The organism is Flavobacterium pedocola (assembly GCF_053764385.1).
In genome coordinates this window covers 105,919-125,460 of sequence record NZ_JBSNCR010000006.1, presented here as the reverse complement: position 1 = coordinate 125,460, position 19,542 = coordinate 105,919, and the positions used below count along the sequence as shown (strand labels likewise).

At 40.6% G+C, this 19,542-nt stretch carries 18 protein-coding genes; 9 read left to right on the top strand and 9 right to left on the bottom strand.

The window, feature by feature from the left end:
- The first annotated feature begins 15 nt into the window (after positions 1-15).
- Both ACWPKD_RS13815 and ACWPKD_RS13810 read left to right on the top strand, forming a co-directional pair.
- Complete coding sequence (locus tag ACWPKD_RS13815) at positions 16-390, top strand: PUR family DNA/RNA-binding protein (protein WP_455413280.1); 375 nt, start codon at positions 16-18, stop codon at positions 388-390.
- A 75-nt stretch (positions 391-465) separates the two neighbouring features.
- Positions 466-924, top strand: coding sequence for an SRPBCC family protein (locus ACWPKD_RS13810; protein ID WP_455413279.1), 459 nt, complete (start codon positions 466-468; stop codon positions 922-924).
- On the opposite strand, the gene ACWPKD_RS13805 is transcribed toward ACWPKD_RS13810, so the two are convergent.
- Together ACWPKD_RS13805 and ACWPKD_RS13800 are read right to left on the bottom strand one after the other, a co-directional pair.
- A complete protein-coding gene (locus ACWPKD_RS13805) occupies positions 921-1,253 on the bottom strand; it encodes a tRNA-binding protein (RefSeq protein WP_455413278.1) in 333 nt (110 codons plus the stop codon). The genes ACWPKD_RS13810 and ACWPKD_RS13805 overlap by 4 nt on opposite strands.
- On the bottom strand, positions 1,246-1,725 hold the full coding sequence (locus tag ACWPKD_RS13800) for an Mpo1 family 2-hydroxy fatty acid dioxygenase (RefSeq protein WP_455413277.1): 480 nt from the start codon (positions 1,723-1,725) through the stop codon (positions 1,246-1,248). The genes ACWPKD_RS13805 and ACWPKD_RS13800 overlap by 8 nt, the downstream gene beginning before the upstream one ends.
- A gap of 84 nt (positions 1,726-1,809) precedes the next feature.
- Here ACWPKD_RS13800 and ACWPKD_RS13795 point away from each other — a divergent pair, with 84 nt between their 5' ends.
- Positions 1,810-2,364, top strand: a complete 555-nt coding sequence (locus ACWPKD_RS13795) for a thioredoxin family protein (protein WP_455413276.1) — start codon at positions 1,810-1,812, stop codon at positions 2,362-2,364.
- A 68-nt stretch (positions 2,365-2,432) separates the two neighbouring features.
- Here ACWPKD_RS13795 and ACWPKD_RS13790 read toward each other — a convergent pair whose 3' ends face one another.
- From ACWPKD_RS13790 to ACWPKD_RS13775, 4 genes are all read right to left on the bottom strand, one after another.
- Entirely contained in the window at positions 2,433-2,954 is a 522-nt protein-coding gene (locus ACWPKD_RS13790) for a hypothetical protein (RefSeq protein ID WP_455413275.1), read from the bottom strand.
- Between the two features lie 102 nt (positions 2,955-3,056).
- Entirely contained in the window at positions 3,057-3,419 is a 363-nt protein-coding gene (locus tag ACWPKD_RS13785) for a cytochrome c (RefSeq protein ID WP_455413274.1), read from the bottom strand.
- An 81-nt stretch (positions 3,420-3,500) separates the two neighbouring features.
- Entirely contained in the window at positions 3,501-4,433 is a 933-nt protein-coding gene (locus ACWPKD_RS13780) for a peptidylprolyl isomerase (protein WP_455413273.1), read from the bottom strand.
- A 42-nt stretch (positions 4,434-4,475) separates the two neighbouring features.
- Positions 4,476-5,663: an MFS transporter gene (locus tag ACWPKD_RS13775; RefSeq protein ID WP_455413272.1), complete on the bottom strand. Its 1,188-nt coding sequence runs from the start codon at positions 5,661-5,663 to the stop codon at positions 4,476-4,478.
- A 114-nt stretch (positions 5,664-5,777) separates the two neighbouring features.
- Between ACWPKD_RS13775 and ACWPKD_RS13770 the strand changes: the two genes are divergently transcribed.
- From ACWPKD_RS13770 to ACWPKD_RS13745, 6 genes are all read left to right on the top strand, one after another.
- Positions 5,778-6,236 (top strand): GNAT family N-acetyltransferase, encoded by a 459-nt coding sequence (locus ACWPKD_RS13770; RefSeq protein ID WP_455413271.1) that lies wholly within the window; start codon positions 5,778-5,780, stop codon positions 6,234-6,236.
- An 18-nt stretch (positions 6,237-6,254) separates the two neighbouring features.
- Complete coding sequence (locus ACWPKD_RS13765) at positions 6,255-7,055, top strand: class I SAM-dependent methyltransferase (protein ID WP_455413270.1); 801 nt, start codon at positions 6,255-6,257, stop codon at positions 7,053-7,055.
- 8 nt (positions 7,056-7,063) lie between these two features.
- Positions 7,064-7,513 (top strand): DUF1569 domain-containing protein, encoded by a 450-nt coding sequence (locus ACWPKD_RS13760; RefSeq protein WP_455413269.1) that lies wholly within the window; start codon positions 7,064-7,066, stop codon positions 7,511-7,513.
- A 144-nt stretch (positions 7,514-7,657) separates the two neighbouring features.
- Positions 7,658-8,335, top strand: coding sequence for a tRNA (guanosine(37)-N1)-methyltransferase TrmD (gene trmD, locus ACWPKD_RS13755; protein ID WP_455413268.1), 678 nt, complete (start codon positions 7,658-7,660; stop codon positions 8,333-8,335).
- A 172-nt stretch (positions 8,336-8,507) separates the two neighbouring features.
- Positions 8,508-8,858 carry a 50S ribosomal protein L19 gene (gene rplS, locus ACWPKD_RS13750; RefSeq protein ID WP_455413267.1) on the top strand — a complete coding sequence of 117 codons (351 nt, stop codon included), beginning with the start codon at positions 8,508-8,510 and terminating at the stop codon, positions 8,856-8,858.
- 247 nt (positions 8,859-9,105) lie between these two features.
- The gene (locus ACWPKD_RS13745) at positions 9,106-11,328 is read left to right on the top strand and encodes an NADP-dependent isocitrate dehydrogenase (protein WP_455413266.1); all 2,223 of its coding nucleotides are present in this window, start codon (positions 9,106-9,108) and stop codon (positions 11,326-11,328) included.
- Positions 11,329-11,578: 250 nt separating this feature from the next.
- On the opposite strand, the gene ACWPKD_RS13740 is transcribed toward ACWPKD_RS13745, so the two are convergent.
- The 3 genes from ACWPKD_RS13740 to ACWPKD_RS13730 form a co-directional block, all read right to left on the bottom strand.
- Entirely contained in the window at positions 11,579-16,519 is a 4,941-nt protein-coding gene (locus tag ACWPKD_RS13740) for an Ig-like domain-containing protein (RefSeq protein WP_455413265.1), read from the bottom strand.
- 135 nt (positions 16,520-16,654) lie between these two features.
- Positions 16,655-18,526: an OmpA family protein gene (locus ACWPKD_RS13735; protein ID WP_455413264.1), complete on the bottom strand. Its 1,872-nt coding sequence runs from the start codon at positions 18,524-18,526 to the stop codon at positions 16,655-16,657.
- 17 nt (positions 18,527-18,543) lie between these two features.
- Positions 18,544-19,479, bottom strand: coding sequence for a PorP/SprF family type IX secretion system membrane protein (locus tag ACWPKD_RS13730; protein ID WP_455413263.1), 936 nt, complete (start codon positions 19,477-19,479; stop codon positions 18,544-18,546).
- Between the last annotated feature and the right edge of the window lie 63 nt (positions 19,480-19,542).

Below are 19,542 nucleotides of genomic sequence, written 5' to 3'. Positions count from 1 at the left end.
CTAGACAGAAGGACTATGAGAGAAAATGAAATGTTAGAGAAGGAAGAAATCTTTTCTAAAGTTTTAAGAGCAGGACGAAGAACATACTTCTTCGATGTGAGAGCTACCAAAGCTGACGATTACTACATCACTATTACAGAAAGTAAAAAATTCACAGAAGAAGACGGATCCTTCCACTTCAAAAAACACAAAATTTACTTATATAAAGAGGATTTTGCCGCATTCCAGGAAATCCTTACTGAAATGACCGATTACGTTCTTAACCAAAAAGGGGAAGAAGTAATTTCGGAAAGACATCAGAAAGACTTCAAAAAAGAATTCTATACTGAAAAACTGGAAGAAGTTAAAGCCGGCGGAAGCTATACTGATATTGATTTCGACGATATTTAATATCCCGACATACCAAACAAAAAGTCCAAAGTTATTTTGGACTTTTTTTATACCTTTAATCAAAATCCAAACGCTATGTCTCAAAATTTTGCAAAAGCTGAAATGCTGATCCGCAAGCCAGTTACCGAAGTATTCGAAGCCTTCGTAAATCCTGAAATAACTTCTAAAATATGGTTTACCAAAAGCAGCGGCCGACTGGAAGAAGGAAAAACCATCGACTGGACCTGGGAAATGTACAACCATACCGTTTCAGTGCGCGTGAAACAAATTGACATCAATCAGAAAATAGTTGTGGAATGGGGAAATTATGAGGACGTTTCAGAAATCGAATGGCAATTCAAATCCATAGCGGAAGGTACATTTGTAAGCATTACCAATTCCGGTTTTAAAGGCGACACCGATAAAATCCTATCACAGGTGCGCGACTCCACAGAAGGTTTTACACTGGTATTAGCAGGTATGAAAGCCTGTCTGGAGCACGGCATTCTGCTGCAATTGGTTGGTGACCGATTTCCGGCAGGCCTGAGCGCTTAACCGATTCGCAGGCCGTTTTCCACAGTGAAATCCGGAGCCAAAAGCACAATATCATTGTCTGCTCCCACAGAACCTAAAATAAGACATTCGCTCATAAACTTCCCAATCTGTTTTTTGGGAAAATTGACCACGGCAACAATCTGCCTGCTCAACAGTTCCTCTTTTACATAGCGTTGTGTGATTTGTGCCGATGATTTACGAATACCCAATTCGGAACCAAAATCAATGGTTAACTGATACGCCGGTTTTCGTGCTTCGGGAAAATCATTAACTTCAACAATAGTTCCTACGCGCATTTCCACTTTTTCAAAATCTTCCCAATTAATCATTTTTAGCTGGTTTTACTGTAAAAATATTTTCAATGACCCAAGCCGGGCCGATTAACAAAAACTGAATATCCTTAAGAAAAGAAGGCTTCTTCCCTTCTATTTTATGCCCGTAAAACTGACCGATCCAAGCCAGTACAAAAATAAGTACCGAAACTTTCCACAACGAAAACTGGACCCCGATCACATAATTCACGGTAATGCAAAGCATTGAAAAAATAGCCATTTTTATCGCCATCAAAAGCGACAACCTGGAATAGAAAAACAAGACAAAAAGTACCGCCACCACAGCCCAATTGTCAATTAACGGATCATGGAACGGAGAAAAGCGTTGCAAAACACCATTCGGGATCACCATAAACAAACCGATTATGGAAAAATAAATCGCCGGGACACAAATGTAGTGAATGGTTTTATTAGTACTGTTCTGATGACTTTCCGCATAGTCGTCAAACCACTGTTGAAGGGTTTTCATAGTCTCAAGATTGTTTACCACGAATTTAAAAAAAGAATTTCAGCTAATTGATTTTTGTAGTAATTTAGTACAAATTGTTTTCTCATGGCCAGAACACCTTCCAACATGCTCCCGTTAGGCACCATTGCACCGGAATTTCATCTTAAAGACACAAATTCCGCCTACTCCTATTCTTTCAAAGATTTAAAAGGAAAGAAAGGCACTTTGGTAATGTTTATCTGCAACCATTGCCCTTTTGTGCACCATGTGGTAGAAGAAATTGTACGCATTGCCAACGATTACCGGGTACAAGGCTTAGGATTTATTGCTATTTCCAGCAATGATGTTGTGAACTATCCGCAGGATTCACCGGAACTTATGCAGGATTTTGCCTTACAGCATCGTTTCGAATTCCCTTACTTATATGATGAAACCCAGGAAATAGCCAAAGCCTATGATGCCGCCTGCACTCCGGATTTTTACCTGTTCGATCTTTCCGATAAATTAGTTTACCGAGGGCAATTAGACGACAGCCGCCCGGGCAACGGCATTCCCGTAAGCGGAAGTGATTTACGAAATGCCATAGACAGCGTGATTTACAACCGGATCATTGATCAAAATCAAAAACCAAGTATTGGGTGTAATATTAAATGGAAGTGAATTTATAAGATGAGAGAATATAGAGCATAGATTAAAGACATTTTCTATTCTCTATTTTTTTAAAAAACTTATCTTTTCTCCAAAACAATATCAATCGGGCGATTCTGTTTTTTACCGAACTGCACGGCTTTTTCACTTTGGGAAGCACATAAAACATACATATTAAAAGCAAAAAGCTGTACAAATTGTGTTTTGTATTTTTTAGCCGGGTCTTCCACTTTCAGACGAAAATCATCGGCGGGAAAAGTATTGGCTATTGAAAGTAAGTAATTGTCTTTCGCATACGGAAAAAACCATCGGGCTTTCGGATCAGCAGCAGCCATACGGTTTCCGGAATCATCTATCTGATAATTAAGACTGAACAAAAGCGGTTTATTGCTTTCTTTCCAGCTGTAAACATTATTAACATTGATTAGATCATTCCCTAAACTGTCCACAACCGTAATCTTAAGACCTTTTATATTTTCCTTTTTACCGTCTTCATGAACATCAAGAACAAGATAAGACGTAAAATCATAGCCGCAATGCATCGTATTGATTTGAGCCTTAACAGAGCCGGCAAGCATCAGCATAAAAAATAAAAATCGCATCTGAAAAAAATTTGGTTTCAAAAATACAAAAGCACTTCACATAAAAAAAGAAATCCCAAAAACTAAAGTCTCTGGGATTGAATTCTTTAAAAATATAACGACTTACATTTGAGCCGTCAGATAGTTATAAACGCTGGCCGTATCTTCATCGGAGATTTTTGCTTTTTTCTGCATGCGTTCCAAAACAGGTTTCCATTCGGTTGCGGAATGACTTGTCGGTTCGAACAATTTGTGGCATTTCGCACAGTTGTTTTCGTACACCGTTTTTCCGTGAAGCTGATTTTCCGTTAGCATGACCGCAGCTTTGATTTCTTCTTTTGCTATTTCCTGCTGCACCACAACTTCTTGTTTTACGGCCTCTTGTTTTACAGGCTCTTCTTTCTTAGTGGTTTCAACAACTTGCTTTGATGCGCAAGAATAAATCAACACTGAAGCTATAGCCAATCCTAGTACTTTTACTTTCATAGTTTAATGGTTTTAGGTCGTAAATCTAATAAAAAAAGCTCTCCAAAAAAGAGAGCTTTAAAATTTTAAGATTATTTTGGATTATTTCACATCCATAAGTTCTACGTCGAAAACCAAAGTAGCATCCGGCGGGATCACACCTCCTGCACCACGTGAACCGTAAGCAAGGTATGACGGGATTACAAAACGTGCCTTATCACCCACTTGCAATAATGCGATTCCTTCGTCCCAACCTTCGATAACATGACCTTTTCCTAACGGAAATTCAATTGGTTGTTTTCTTTTATAAGAAGAATCGAAAACCATTCCGTTGTCCAAAGCCCCTTGGTAGTGAACGGAAACCGTTTTACCTTTTTCCGCTTGTTTACCATTTCCTTTTTGAATGATTTGGTAACGCAAACCACTTTCCGTTTTCTGGAAACCGGCTGCTAATTTTTCTAAAGCTTCTTCGGCTAAACGTTTTTGCTCTGCCAATCTTTTTTCTCTTGAACCTTCAAAAGTTCTGAAAGCCTCAACAGCGTTCCATTTTTCAGCCTCAGCACCTACTCTAACGATTTCCAATGAATCGATAGTATCGCCTTGTGCAATGGCATCCACTACATCCTGACCTTCAACCACATTACCAAAAACAGTGTGTTTTCCATCTAACCAGTCAGTCGCTATGTGGGTAATGAAGAACTGAGAACCATTAGTTCCGGGACCTGCGTTAGCCATAGATAAAACTCCAGGCCCGCTGTGTCTTAATTCCGGGTGAAACTCATCGTCAAACTGATAACCCGGACCACCAACGCCACTTCCAAGAGGACAGCCTCCCTGAATCATGAAATCAGGAATTACTCTGTGGAATTTCAATCCGTCGTAGTAAGGCTTTCCTTGTGGTTTTACATCGTTTTCAAGTTTCCCTTCAGCTAAACCAACAAAGTTCCCAACTGTTCCAGGGGTTTTATCATGAGTTAATTTCACCAAAATCACTCCTTTTGAAGTATTGAATTTTGCGTAAATTCCGTCTTGCATTTTTTAATGATTTAAATTTTGTACTGCAAATATAAGTCTATTTTATGAATATATTTCTTTCGCGGTTTCCACTTGCTTCTTCTTATAAGTAAGCAGATAAACCACTAAAGAAGTTACGGAAAGTAAAGCACCGCCAATTGAAAAAGCTTCCCAACTTCCTAATTCCCACAACCACAAACCAAAGGCCGAACCTAAAGCCGTTCCCAGGAAACTAAACGACATATATACCGTATTCATCCGGTTTCTGGCTTCCGGTAATAACGCATACACCCTGGTTTGATTGGAAACATGAACCGATTGCAGCCCGACATCAATAAAAACAATACCGATAAGGATTCCAACTACGCTTTCCGAGGAAAAATAAAACACCACAAAGCTCAGGAGTAAAAGAAAAATCCCGTAACCTATTGCTTTTCGCGGATTTCCTTTATCGCCCATTTTACCGACCAACGGTGCCGCCAAAGCTCCGGAAGCACCAACAATGCCAAACAACCCGATAGTAGCACTGTTGAAATTAAACGGTTCGCCGGATAACAACAACACCATCGTAGTCCAGAAAGCGCCGAACTGTGCAAAACTAAGCGCGTTGATTAATGTTGCTTCCCTTAACATCGGCTGTTCTTTAATCAAAGTAAATAATGACGAAAGCAACTGCCCGTAAGTCCCTTTGAATTCCGGTTTATTGATGGGGAATTTTCGTTGTATGACTATTGCGATCAGCAAACACAAACCACCTGCTATCCAGAACATTCCGCGCCATCCTAACCATTCACCTACAAAACCGCTTATGGTTCTGGACAATAAAATCCCCAACAAAAGACCGCTCATAATCGTTCCGATCACTTTCCCTCTTTGTTCGGGAGAAGCCATCGCAGCCGACAAGGGTAAAATCAACTGCGGTACTATCGAAGAGGCTCCGATTAAAAAACTCGCAAGCTGCAGCATGACAAAATTAGTAGCCGTTGCCGCCAGAAACAGTGCCAAAACAGCCGCCAAAGTGGTGACCAAGATTTGCTTCTTCCTTTCAAGTTTATCACCTAAAGGAACCATGAAAAACATCCCGACCGCATAACCAGCCTGCGTGAGATACGTAACCGTACCCGCCACACCTTCCGGCACGGAAAACTCTTTTGCAATTAAAACGATTAAAGGCTGACAATAATATAAGTTAGCTACAATGAGGCCTGTACAGGCGGCCATGAAGCCTACGTCGGTTCTGGATAAATTCATGGTACAAAATTACTGGAGAGCCTTCTTAATTAAATCCTAAATCTTCTTGAAAATTATCTTAAGACTTGACACAAATTGTGCAATAGAAGTATCTTTGTTAGGAAGCAAAAACATATGGAACCGAGAATAATAACCTATCAACCGCAATACAAACAAAATTTCATCGCCTTAAACACCGCCTGGCTGGAAGAATATTTTTTTGTCGAACAACACGATAAAGACGTTTTTGAAAACATAGAAGAAATCGTTATAAAGCCCGGAGGCGAGATTTTCTTCTGTATGGTAGCCGATGAAGTAGCCGGAACGGTCGCCATGCAAAAAGTGAGCGACTCGGTAATCGAAATGGCCAAATTGGCGGTAGACAAAAAATTTCAGGGTCAGAAACTCGGCAACCTGTTAGTGGAAGCCTGCATCGACTTTGCCAGGAAAAACCAGTACAAAACACTGATGCTTGTTTCAAGTACTAAATTAGATGTAGCCCTGAATCTGTACCGAAAATACGGTTTTAAGGAAACCCCGTTAGACGAAACCGATTACCATCGTGCCGATATTCAAATGGAATTGTATCTTTAAAGAAAAAAAAAAAAAAACATGGAAATCCCTAAAGATTATCTAGACATCAATAAAGCTACCTGGAACCAGAAAACCACTGTACATGTGGACTCTGATTTTTACGACATGGAGAGCTTCCTCAACGGAAAATCAACCTTAAACAATATTGAACTTGCGATTTTAGGCGACGTTTCTGGAAAGACAATTTTACACCTGCAATGCCATTTCGGTCAGGACACCATTTCTTTGGCCAGATTAGGCGCAAGTACAACAGGCGTAGATTTATCAGATATGGCAATAGAGAAAGCAACCGAATTGGCTGCTCAATTAAATGCCGATGCGAAATTCGTGTGTTCAGATGTTTACGATTTACCGAATCATTTAAACGAAAAATTTGACATTGTTTTCACCAGTTACGGAACCATTGGCTGGCTTCCGGATCTGGACAAATGGGCAAAAGTCATAAATCACTTTCTAAAACCTGAGGGGAAATTTGTCTTTGCAGAATTCCATCCCGTGGTTTGGATGTTCGACTATGATTTTAAAGAAATTGAATACAATTATTTCAACGTGACAACCATTTTAGAAACGGAAGAAGGAACTTATGCCGATAAAACAGCACAGATAGAAAACAAAACCGTCAGCTGGAACCATCCGCTATCGGAAGTTTTTTCGGCCTTAATCAAGAACAAACTGGAAATCACTTCCTTTGAGGAATTTGATTATTCGCCCTACAGCTGTTTCAACAACACCGAAGAATTTGAACCTAATAAATACCGAATACAACATCTGGAAAATAAAATCCCAATGGTCTATTCGTTAACCGCAATTAAAAAATAAACAATACAATGGAAAGCTTATTTACACCGGAAGGCAACCAAAACATTATTGACCGAATCAATAAATTACAGCCTACCTCATTATCCCAATGGGGAAAAATGACTGTTGATCAAATGATGTCACATTGCATTGCACCACTCGATGTGGTCTTCGGAAACCTTCATTTAAAAATGAATCCCGTTATGGCCTTTTTCGGAAGAACCATCATCAGAAAAAAAGTTTTAGGCGCAAAACAATTCAAAAAAGAAAGTCCTACAGCACCCGCTTTTATCCGTACAGGCACTTACGATTTTGAAACTACAAAAGCGGAATTAATCGAAAAAGTCAAAAAATTCAGAGAAGGCCCTCAGGTAATCAAAACCCACAAACACCCGTTCTTTGGCCCGATGACCAATGAAGAATGGAACAACATACAGTGGAAACACCTGGATCATCATTTGAGACAGTTTGGAGTATAATTTTTTAAGACTAATAGAGACAAGAGTCAAGATGTTTTTAATCGTATCTCTTGCTTCTTGCTTCTTGACTCTATTCTCTTTTCACTTCTCAAAACCTTTACAACTTTGTATCTTTGCAACTTTGTAACTCAGCAACTCTAAAACATGCGCATTGATATTATTACCGTTTTACCGGATTTAATCCGAAGTCCGTTTGAAGCTTCCATCCTGAAGAGAGCAATTGCCAAAGGTTTGGTGGAAGTTCACATGCACAACCTTCGCGATTACAGCACCAACAAACACAAAAACGTGGACGACTACCAGTTTGGTGGCGGTGCCGGAATGGTCATGAGCATCGAACCGATTGACGCCTGCATTTCAAAACTGAAAAGTGAACGCAACTACGACGAAGTGATTTACATGACTCCGGATGGCGCAACTTTGAACCAACAGATGGCTAATTCCATGTCGCTTTTAAAAAACATCATCATTCTTTGCGGACATTACAAAGGTGTTGACCAAAGAGTTCGTGATCAGTTTATTACAAAAGAAATTTCGATTGGCGATTATGTACTTTCCGGTGGCGAATTGGGTGCAGCCGTTTTATGCGATGCGATCATCCGATTGATTCCGGGTGTTTTAAGTAACGAAACATCAGCCTTAACAGACAGTTTTCAGGATAACTTACTATCTCCGCCCATTTATACACGCCCGGCAGAATACAAAGGCTGGAAAGTTCCCGAGATCTTATTAAGCGGTAACACACCTGAGATTGAAAAATGGCGGGAAAATATGGCTTTTGAACACACTAAAAACAGAAGACCGGATTTACTGGAGGAATGAATTTTATTCTAAATGCTGAATTTTAAATTTTAAATGAAGGACAAATCGACTAAAAATTCAAAATTTATAATTTATAATTCAAAATAATTAGTAAATTTGCAGCCACATTCGGCCCAACCTCTGACGATAACCGTGTATGTTGTTCTGATTCAAACATTTAATTTAAAAGATCATGTCAAGTTTATTAAAATTTGTTCAAGACGAATTCGTAACTAAGAAAGATTTCCCTGATTTCGCAGCTGGTGATACTATCACAGTTTACTACGAAATTAAAGAGGGTGAAAAAACAAGAACTCAGTTCTTCAAAGGAGTAGTTATCCAAAGAAGAGGTGCTGGTGTAACTGAAACTTTCACAATCCGTAAAATGTCTGGTGCTGTTGGTGTAGAGCGTATCTTCCCAGTAAACATGCCAGCTTTACAAAAAGTTGAAGTGAACCAAAGAGGTAAAGTTCGTAGAGCTCGTATCTTCTACTTCAGAGAACTTACCGGTAAAAAAGCAAAAATCAAAGAAAGAAGAAGATAATTCACTTTCTGAAGTTTATAAAATCAGCTCCGATAACCTCGGGGCTTTTTTTATGCAAAAAATCCACCTCTAAATTATCATTTTGACAAATTAAAACTCCCAAAATGTCAATCTCATAATTCGTTCAATTCGAAGCAATTTCCACTCAAAATTTCAGACTGATTTTCTTATATTTGCTACGCTTTTTTTAAGCATCTTTCAACAAATCCTTTTAAAAACACAGCTATAGCATTTAAAATTCATCCAAATGGCACAAAAATCAAAAATCCATTACACTCTGACTGATGAGGCTCCTATGTTGGCCACACATTCATTTTTACCAATTGTACAGGCTTTCACAGCTCCTGCCGACATCGATATCGAATTAAGAGACATCTCTTTAGCAGGCCGTATCTTGGCAAACTTTCCTGAATTTTTAAAAGAAGAACAAAGAATTGGTGATGCTTTAACAGAACTTGGTCAATTGGCGACTACTCCTGAAGCAAACATCATCAAATTACCAAATATCTCTGCATCGGTTATCCAGTTAAAAGAAGCCATTGCAGAATTACAAGCGCACGGATTTGCGGTTCCGAACTTCCCGGAAGAACCTCAAAACGACGAAGAGAAAAACATCAAAGCTAAATATTCAAAAGTATTAGGATCGGCGGTAAACCCGGTATTACGTGAAGGAAACTCAGACCGTCGTGCTCCGAAAGCCGTAAAAAACTATGCCAAAGAAAACCCACACAGAATGGGCACTTGGGCATCAGACAGCAAAACGAATGTAGCACACATGACCGCTGGAGATTTCTACGGAACGGAAACTTCTACTACAGTTGAAAAAGAAGGCAAATTCAGAATTGTTTTCGCCGGAAACGATGGTTCAACAAAAGTTTTAAAAGATTTTTCAGGATTAAAAGCCGGTGAAGTAATCGACAGTTCAGTAATGAACCTAAATGCATTACGTTCTTTTGTAGCTACTGCCATTTCGGAAGCGAAAGAGAAAAATGTTTTATTATCAGCACACTTAAAAGCTACGATGATGAAAGTTTCCGACCCTATTATTTTCGGGGCGATTGTTGAGACTTTCTTCAAAGATGTTTTCACAAAATATGCAGATTTATTCAAATCATTAGATATCAATGCTAATAACGGTTTACAGGATTTATTCGAGAAATTAGCCGGAAACGCACAGGAGACAGAAGTGAAAGCGGCAATCGACAGCGCTTTAGCAAACGGACCTCGCGTAGCAATGGTAAACTCGGACAAAGGTATTACCAACTTCCACGTTCCATCCGACATTATCGTAGATGCTTCAATGGCAGCTTTGGCTCGTAGCGGCGGTAAAATGTGGAACAAAGAAGGAAAAGAAGAAGACACTATCTGTATTATCCCGGATCGTTCGTACGCAGGTTTCTACCAGGCGGTTATCGACGATATGAGAAAAAACGGCGCATTAGATCCAAAAACAATGGGTTCTGTACCGAATGTAGGTTTGATGGCACAAAAAGCGGAAGAGTACGGATCACACGATAAGACTTTCCAAATGACAGCTGCCGGAATGGTGAATGTAGAGGACGAAAACGGAAACGTTTTATTGTCTCAGGCTGTAGAAGCCGGTGACATCTTCAGAATGTGTCAAACCAAAGACGCTCCAATCCAAGACTGGGTAAAATTAGCCGTAAACAGAGCACGTTTGTCTGACACTCCAGCTATTTTCTGGTTAGACAAAGACAGAGCACACGATAGAGAAATCATCAAAAAAGTAGAAAAATATTTAAAAGATTTCGACACCACAGGTCTTGACATCCGTATCATGGATGTAAAAGATGCGATGACCGAAACCTTAAGAAGAATCCGCGAAGGAAAAGACACCATCTCGGTTTCCGGAAACGTATTGCGTGACTACTTAACCGACTTATTCCCGATTTTAGAGTTAGGAACTTCCGCAAAAATGTTATCAATTGTTCCGCTTATGAACGGCGGTGGATTGTTCGAAACCGGCGCGGGTGGTTCTGCTCCAAAACACGTTGAGCAATTTACGGAAGAAGGGTATTTACGTTGGGATTCCCTTGGTGAGTTCCTGGCGCTTCAAGCTTCTTTAGAGCATTTGGCACAAACGCAAAACAATACTAAAGCTCAGGTCTTGGCCGATACTTTAGATGAAGCCAATGCAAAATTCTTAGCTACTGATAAATCTCCGGCGCGTAAAGTTGGTGAAATCGACAACAGAGGCTCACACTTCTATCTGGCTTTATATTGGGCTCAGGCTTTGGCCAACCAAACCAAAGATGCGGAACTACAGGCTAAATTTGCTCCAATCGCTGCAGAATTAACTTCAAACGAAGCAAAAATCGATGCGGAATTAATCGGTGCACAAGGAAAAGCCCAAAACATCAACGGTTACTACCAACCTTCTGAAAGCGCTACTGCGGCGGCTATGCGTCCTAGTACAACTTTCAACACGATTTTGGCTAAATTGTCATAAGCAAACAAATCTTTATACTGAAAAGACGATTCGAAAGAGTCGTCTTTTTTTATTCCTTTATTTTTTTTGGGAGCAAGAACTAAAGCTTTTCAGAACACGTTCTGCTCCTGCTGTCCGCTGTATTTTTTGCTCCGATAGAATCGGAACAAAAAGATGCCACTCCCATCAGGGCTATAACCACGAACCGTTTTTCATAAGAACCCAAATAAAAAAAGCCGCTCTTTCGAGTGGCTTTTTTAATGTATGCTATTTATCGTTTCATCGAGAAGTGCGCTTTGAATTCACGCTCCGTCTGTGTGGTCGGATCCACAAATTTCAATGTGAACCAGTAATCGGTTGATGGCATGACTTGTCCGTTGAAGGTTCCGTCCCATCCTCCGCCTGCCGGAGTAATCTGTTTGATCAGTTTACCATAACGGTCAAAGATATGGATTTCAGCATTCGCCTGATCGCTGATATCCCAAATGTTCCAGGTATCATTGTATCCGTCTCCATTTGGTGTAAAGAAGTGCGGATAGTTGATCAGGAAGGTGTTGGCACTTAACTGTGTACAACCGTAGATATCCGTTACGGTTACCTCATGTTCTCCCGGTAATACATTAGTGAACACGTTAGACTCCTGCCATTCCCCACCATCTAGTGAGTACAGGTAATCTCCCGAACCACCTACAACCGTTGCCGAAATCGTACCGCTATCCTGAAAGGCAATACTTGTAGTCAGCACTACTGAAGTACCCACATTGTGTCCTACCACTGTAGCCGTTGCCGGTTGTGAAGTACAACCTGTTGTAATATTAGTGATGATAACACTGTAATCCCCTAACTCATCCGTCTCATCCACCAACACTGAACTGCTTCCCGCAATCGGGTTACCGTTCAAGGTCCAGCTGAACAAATAGTCAGTATCGTTTAATCCTGTATCCAATACTAAAGAAGTGAATGCATCACCGTTAGCATCGATACAAATTGTTCCTCCGGTTAACGTAACTGTCGGAAGCGGGTTAACACGTACTCTGTAATCCGTGCTGGCTCCGTAACAACCGCCCAAAACTGATTTTACTCGGTACGTCACATAACCAATCTGATTTGTAGTATTAAACAATTGCTGCACAATAGGAATTCCAACGGCTCCCGTACCACTTGTAGCGCCTATAACGTTGGTCACGTTCACTACTTCCCACTCAAGGGCAGTACCTGTTATTATTGGAAAGGCGTTCACCACAATATTGGTGGATTCTCCGCTACAAATCTCATAGATCGGTGTTGGTATTGGTGTTCCAGGTGTTGGATTCACCGTTACTATCGCAGTCTGTACTGGTGTTCCCGTACAACCGTTTCTAACTGGTGTAATCTCAAACTGAATGGTTCCGGATGTAGTTGCACTAGTCGCAATCAACACTAAGTTAATATCTCCCGAAGTACTGGTCCCGCTGGTAACACCACCTTGTACCTGTGCATTGCTGGCATTAAGTACTACCCAGTTAAAAACCGTTCCGCTTGGCGTACCGGTAACATCGATGTTAACCGTTTCTCCGGTACACAAATCCGTATCTACCACTACATTGCTGGTAATGGTAGGAACCGGGTTGATGATTACTGTAACTTGTTTAATATCTCCCGGACAGCCGTTAGCACTACTCGAAGCTATACTGAAAGTTATGCTACCGCTAATCAATGGATTTATCAAATGAACAGCCTGATTGATTGTGGTCTCGTCACCACTTGCAGGATACGAAGCGTTAATATTACTTGCTGATGCTGTCCAGGCAAACGTAGCGCTTGGAACTGTACTTGATATGCTAATATTCACACTCTCCCCATCACACAGTGTTGGAGCATTATTGGTTACAGTTAGTAACGGTGCCTGAATAATCTGAATATTTACAGGTGCTGGTGCTACTGCACATTGTCCGGCTGTTGGAGTAAAGGTATAGGTTCCGTTCGCCATATTGTTAAAGGCAGGAGACCACGTTCCTGTTATTCCTTCCAATGATGTAGTGGTCAGTGGCGATGGTGTCACACCTGAACAATAAGTCGTACTAAAATTAAAGGTTGGTGTTATAATCGGATTGACCGTAACCGATGTTGTTGCAGTACATCCGTTAACTGTTGTATAAGTAATCACTGCATTTCCTGCTGCCACTCCGCTAACTAAACCGGTATTCGATACAGTTGCAACAGAAGTATCTGATGATGCCCATGGATTAACTGCTGCCGGTGTACCTGAACCTGTTAACTGAGTGGTACTTCCGTCACATAGCGTAGCAGAACCACTTATAGTAGGAACTGCATAATTTGAAACCGTTCCCGAAGCACTCAAACTAGAACAAGTTCCACTTGAAATTACAACACTGTACGTTCCTGCAACTGATGTAGTGAAACTTGCCACGTTACCCGGATTGGCAACCCCTGTAGGCACTGTCCAAACATAAGTATAGATGCCCGCCACACCCGGTGTCGCAGTAACCGTAGCCAAATCACCGGTACATACCGTAACATTATTTACGCTTACAATAGGAGTTGTAATGACTGTAAAACTTGAAGTAGTTACACATCCATTATTGTTGGTATAAGTAATCGTTACTGTTCCAGGTGCAAAAGCCGTAACCAATCCATTGTTCGAAACACTTGCAATACCGTTATTGGAAGAACTCCAAGGACTTGATGCAGCAGGTGTACCGGATCCGGTCAATTGAGAAGTCGTTCCCACACAAGCGTTTAATCGGCCACTAATTACTGGTAAGGCATTAACAACAACAGTAGCTATTATTGTACATCCATTAGTATTTGTATAAGTAATCAAAGTTGTTCCTGTCGCTATAGCACTTACTAGACCTGTAGCATTTACTGTCGCAACCGCAGTATTAGAAGACACCCAAGGATTCACCGCTGCAGGAGCAGGAGAGCCTGTTAATTGCGTTGTTGCACCTTCACAAACGGATAACGTTCCATTGATTGTTGGTAAAGCGTTTACCGTAACATTTCTCGTATTGGAACAACCGTTGCTGTCTGTAAAAGTAATCGTTGTTGTTCCCGCAGAAATACCTGTTACCAATCCAGTTGGAGTAACCACCGCAACAGCTGCATTGGAAGTTGTCCAGGCATTGGAAGCTGCAGACGAACCTGAACCGGTAAATTGAGTAATCCCGTTAACACAGATTGTATTAGTTCCGCTTACAACCGGTAATGCATTTACAGTGAATACTACTGTATTTGAACACCCGTTGGCGTCGTTATAGGTTATTGTAGTTGTTCCCGCCGATAATGAGGTAACCATACCGCTTGCACTTACCGTAGCCACTGCCGGATTTGAAGAAGCCCACGGAGAAATGACTGCCGGTGTTCCGGTTCCGATTAATTGAGAACTTGTACCAATACATCCTGAAAGTGATCCGGATATCGTCGGTAAAGCATTAATGGTAACAACTGTTGTAGCGGAACAACCACCATTGCTTGTATACGTTATTGTTGAAGTACCTCCTGAAAGCCCTGTTACCAAACCTATTGCTGTAACTGTAGCCACAGCTGGGTTGGATGATGTCCAGGCATTGGAAGTTGCAGGAGTACCGGACCCTGTCAGTTGGGTTGTAGCATTCTGACAAAGCGATGTTGTTCCACTGATTGTCGGAATAGGATCAATCGTAATTGGCATTGAAGCAGAACATCCGTTAGCATCGGTATAAATAATTGTAACAGTTCCCGCAGCTACACCACTCACCAATCCGCCTGCATTAACCGTAGCAATTGCAGTATTTGAAGAAACCCACGGATTAACTGAAGCAGGAGTTCCCGAACCGGTCAACTGTGTTGTCGCATTAGCACAAATAGTAGCTGTACCTGTTACTGTTGGTAAAGCATTAACAGTCACTGTTGTTGTATTTGAGCAACCATTACTGTCCATATAAGTAATAACTGAAGTTCCTACCCCAACAGCAGTAACCAATCCTGTTCCGTTTACTGTGGCTACACCTGTATTAGACGATGTCCACGGAGAAACAGCTGCCGGTGTTCCCGAACCGGTTAATTGTGAAGTTCCATTGACACAAATTGATAAGTTCCCGCTGATAGTTGGTAAAGGATTTACCGTTACGGTTTCTGTTTCATTTAAATTTTGTGAACAAACTATGGCATTACTACTGTTCAAAACCTTAGCAGAAACTAAAGAATACGTTCGGTTGGCGGTAACTGTTTCCGTTAACTGATAACTTCCGGCTGAATCTAATATAACCGTTTGTATAGCTCCCCCATTGATCCTGTATTCGACTGTCACTCCAGGAGATCCTGTAAAAGTTACTGTAACATTCTCACCGGTACACACCTGAGTTCTTGACAAGGAAATGGTTGCCGTTGGTAATTGAACCACTCTTAAATTAAACTCAGTTATTGTAAAACATTTTCCAACATTGTTAGTAACCCTGGCATAAATACGCTGCGGATTAGAAACATTACCATAAATATCCGGTAACGGAGAAACTCCGTCAACAGCGTTGGCATACGTTGCATGAAAAGTAATTGTGTTATTGGTCAGATCGGAATTTATTTGACTTCTAACAGAATAAAGAGGGAAAATCCCTGAGTTTGGCAAACTACTACAAGTAATTAAATCCGGTATTTGGTTCGCAGTCGGAGGAGTAGGAAAAGCACCTAAACCATTCATGGCTGTTCCGTTCCATCGAATTTCGAATCCTCCGTCACCATGCGGTCTGTCTATTGCAATGTAATAGAATTGCCCTGCAATCACATCGAGCCTGTATACATAACCGTTCCCATTTGCTCCAGGTCCGGCTGTAGTGGATGTATTTATATGATTCAAACCGGTATGGTTATCAGGCAATCCAGCCAATGCAGGGTTAGTCGTATTGCATCGGATAGGGCTTCCTAAACTGTTACAAGGTCTGTTAGCGCCAAAAATCCAAAAATCATAATCCACATTAATATCAGTATCATTGGGAATAATGTCGAATCCCAACGTACCCGATTGTACAATATTAATTCTCAGCCAGATTGTATTATGTTCAAAACTACTACATGATCCGCTAATTTCCTGTATGCTCCCTATCCCATCGGCATTTGAACTGAAAGTACCGTTTCCGCATACTGTGATGGCATTCACACAGTCATTCGGTTGATTCTGGGAATAAACTGAATTGGCAAAAATTAGTACAACTAGTAATGATAAAATCTTTTTCATTGAATCAGGTTTGTTTAAGACTTATAGCTAATCCCTGTAAAAACAGAGATTAGCCATTTTGGGGTTTTTATTAAAACACTCAGCGGAACAATCTCACACTAAGGTATATAGTCCTAAAAATATCTTTTAAAAAGTCTATTTTTTTACAATCATAAATTCAGAACGTCTGTTTTGAGCGTGTTGCTCCTCTGTACAATCTGAACCGCAAGGCACTTTCGGAACAGAACTTCCGAATCCTTTACCACTAATTCTCTCTCTTGCAATTCCTTTTGAAATAACATACTCAACGGTTGCCTGTGCTCTCTGATCAGACAATTTAAGATTATACGAAGCCTTTCCTTTTGAATCGGTATGGGCTTTGACAAAAATCACCATCGTCGGGTTGTCCTTCATCACCATTACCAACTTGTTCAGTTCTTCGGCGCCTCTTGTGGTTATGTTACTTTTGTTGAAATCAAAATACACATCGTTCAAGATCACTTCGGTATCGGTAATAATTACTTCAACCGGTGATAGTTTTGCGTCAACTACAGCCAGACCTGATTTGATTTTGCTAACCGGGAAAACAGCTGACTCGAAATTTTCAGCTTTCACCTGGAAAGCATAGTCGGTTTCGCAAGCTACAGTATACGATACTTTACCGCTGGCATCCGTTTGTTTTGTTTGAATTACATTGCCTCTTTCATCAGTGATGGCCACAGAAGCATTTGCTAAAACAGCACCTGTCTTCTTATTGGTCACTACGGCAATTGCTTCGGCTTCGCATACTTCTTTCGCTTCAAAAATGGCATCGGCACCTTTTCTGTCTGAAGAAAAATAACCTACTTTGGAAGTTGTGTTATAACTGAAGGCGAAATCATCCTTTTCTGTATTTACCGGTTTCCCGACATTTTGCGGCTGACCGGAAGTGTTCAAATCCATTCTAAAAACATCTAATCCGCCAAAGCCCTGTTTACCGGATGAGGCAAAATACAATACGTTGTCTTCTGTAATGAAAGGAAAATTTTCTTTACCCGGTGTGTTAACAGCAGCGCCCATGTTTTCCGGTTTCCCGTAACTGTTTCCGTCTACTGCCACTTTCCAGATATCCGATTCGCCGAAACCTCCCGGCATGTTGGAAGCAAAATAAAGCGTTTTCCCGTCATTGCTCAAACTCGGATTGGTTACCGAATAGCTTGTGCTGTTAAAAGGTAACGCTTCAATTTGCGACCACTTACCCCCTACTTTTGTGGCTTTGTAAAGCCCCTGCTGACCAATTTTTGTGTTGTTGTTTTTGTTCTTCTGAAACTGACCTTCACTATGGCCGTCCCGTGCGAAAAACATAGTAGTTCCATCGTTGCTGATGGTTATTGGACCGTCATGAAAAGCAGTATTTAATTCTTTTACTTCAGTGGGCTCGGATAAGCTCCCGTCTGTATTTCGGGTTGTCTGAAAAATATCCAGATAGGGTTTGTTGTCCCAATTATCTTTCTTTTTAGAGGTCTGTCTTGTACTTACGAAGTAAACCGTATTATCGTTGGACAAAACCGCTCCGAAATCATTGCTTCCTTTTTTACCGATATTGGTTTCCGCGATGTCGAACATTTTGTCTTTATTGGACAGACTCGGAATATAATCAGGGTTCGCTTTGTGTTCTTTAGCTCTTGAATCCGAAGGCATTGCTGCGGCAAAAGCATCCATTTGAGTGTTGGCTTCCGCATATTTCCCTAAAACTCTTAATGTTTGTGCATAGCGAAAATAGGTTTCAGCTTCTGCTTTATTTTCTACAGCTTTAGCGTACCATTTAGTTGCTTCAATCATATTGTTGATGTTGTAATAACTGTCCGCCAATTGCTTCGCCACATAAGGAGAGGCCGATTCTTTATCCGTTAATTTCAGATATTCTTCAATTGCGTTGACATACTGATAGCTTTCAAAAAACTGATCGGCTCTTTTGGAATCCTTGTTTTGAGCATAAGCCGTTGTCATTAACAGCAAGAAACTTAGTTGTATATATGTTCTTTTCATTTTTTACCTTCTTTTGATTAGAAATACCTAGGAGAAATCGATGTCTTTTTAGGGAAATTCAAATCGAACAACACCATGATTTCATGAGAAGCATTTGTAGTGGCTTTCAATTCTGACACAATGTGATCGTAGGCATAACCCACACGCAATGACGGTGTTATACGATAATTAACCATAGCACCGTAGGAATCTTCAATTCTGTAAGTAGCCCCGATTTCAAACTTATCGAAGAACAAAAAGTTAGCCGATGCATCTAAAGAAGTTGGCGCTTTAAATGCCGATTTCAACATGAATGATGGCTTAAATCTTGTATTTTCTGACAAATCAAACACATAACCTCCTGTTAAAAAATAGTGCTGTACTTCACTTCCAAACTGGTATTGATCACCATTAACCTGTAAATCAAGGTGCTTGGCATCCAACATATTTGGAATTGAAAAAGACAAATAGTATTTCTGGGTATAGTAAAACAATCCGCTCCCGATATTAAAATAAGTATTGCTGATGTTTTCACTGAACGCGACGTCATTTGGTTGCGGTACATAACCATCACCAATATCGCTGTAAAGACCAACTTTATGGAACGTAAGCCCTGTTTTTAAACCCATTGCCAAACGATGTTCCCCTCCTAAATTCAACGTATAGGAAAAGTCTCCGTAGATGTTATTTTCTTCAACTGGTCCTATTTTATCTGAAACAATCGAAAGTCCTAAACCTACATTTTTCCCAACCGGACTGTGTGCAGCAAATGTTGCTGTCTTTGGTGCTCCGTCTACATTAACCCATTGCTCCCTGTATAACAGTCCTAAAGCTAAATTTTCTTTAGAACCGGCATACGCAGGATTGACCACGTTCATGTTATACATATATTGTGTATAATGCGGGTCTTGCTGTGCCTGCACCTTTGTGGTAATTGCACTCAACACTAGTATTGCAAAATATATTTTTTTCATTTTCAACTTGTATTGCATTAATAATTGCAGTCTGCTTAGCTTAGTAAGCAGACCGCTTTTATT

Coding starts and splice junctions, on each gene's coding strand:
- trmD (WP_455413268.1), top strand. CDS start 7,658: ATGCGCATTGATATTATTACCGTTTTACCGGATTTAATCCGAAGTCCG.
- ACWPKD_RS13795 (WP_455413276.1), top strand. CDS start 1,810: ATGGCCAGAACACCTTCCAACATGCTCCCGTTAGGCACCATTGCACCG.
- ACWPKD_RS13735 (WP_455413264.1), bottom strand. CDS start 18,526: ATGAAAAGAACATATATACAACTAAGTTTCTTGCTGTTAATGACAACG.
- ACWPKD_RS13745 (WP_455413266.1), top strand. CDS start 9,106: ATGGCACAAAAATCAAAAATCCATTACACTCTGACTGATGAGGCTCCT.
- ACWPKD_RS13730 (WP_455413263.1), bottom strand. CDS start 19,479: ATGAAAAAAATATATTTTGCAATACTAGTGTTGAGTGCAATTACCACA.
- ACWPKD_RS13740 (WP_455413265.1), bottom strand. CDS start 16,519: ATGAAAAAGATTTTATCATTACTAGTTGTACTAATTTTTGCCAATTCA.
- ACWPKD_RS13760 (WP_455413269.1), top strand. CDS start 7,064: ATGGAAAGCTTATTTACACCGGAAGGCAACCAAAACATTATTGACCGA.
- ACWPKD_RS13780 (WP_455413273.1), bottom strand. CDS start 4,433: ATGCAAGACGGAATTTACGCAAAATTCAATACTTCAAAAGGAGTGATT.
- ACWPKD_RS13815 (WP_455413280.1), top strand. CDS start 16: ATGAGAGAAAATGAAATGTTAGAGAAGGAAGAAATCTTTTCTAAAGTT.
- rplS (WP_455413267.1), top strand. CDS start 8,508: ATGTCAAGTTTATTAAAATTTGTTCAAGACGAATTCGTAACTAAGAAA.
- ACWPKD_RS13790 (WP_455413275.1), bottom strand. CDS start 2,954: ATGCGATTTTTATTTTTTATGCTGATGCTTGCCGGCTCTGTTAAGGCT.
- ACWPKD_RS13765 (WP_455413270.1), top strand. CDS start 6,255: ATGGAAATCCCTAAAGATTATCTAGACATCAATAAAGCTACCTGGAAC.
- ACWPKD_RS13770 (WP_455413271.1), top strand. CDS start 5,778: ATGGAACCGAGAATAATAACCTATCAACCGCAATACAAACAAAATTTC.
- ACWPKD_RS13800 (WP_455413277.1), bottom strand. CDS start 1,725: ATGAAAACCCTTCAACAGTGGTTTGACGACTATGCGGAAAGTCATCAG.
- ACWPKD_RS13805 (WP_455413278.1), bottom strand. CDS start 1,253: ATGATTAATTGGGAAGATTTTGAAAAAGTGGAAATGCGCGTAGGAACT.
- ACWPKD_RS13775 (WP_455413272.1), bottom strand. CDS start 5,663: ATGAATTTATCCAGAACCGACGTAGGCTTCATGGCCGCCTGTACAGGC.
- ACWPKD_RS13785 (WP_455413274.1), bottom strand. CDS start 3,419: ATGAAAGTAAAAGTACTAGGATTGGCTATAGCTTCAGTGTTGATTTAT.
- ACWPKD_RS13810 (WP_455413279.1), top strand. CDS start 466: ATGTCTCAAAATTTTGCAAAAGCTGAAATGCTGATCCGCAAGCCAGTT.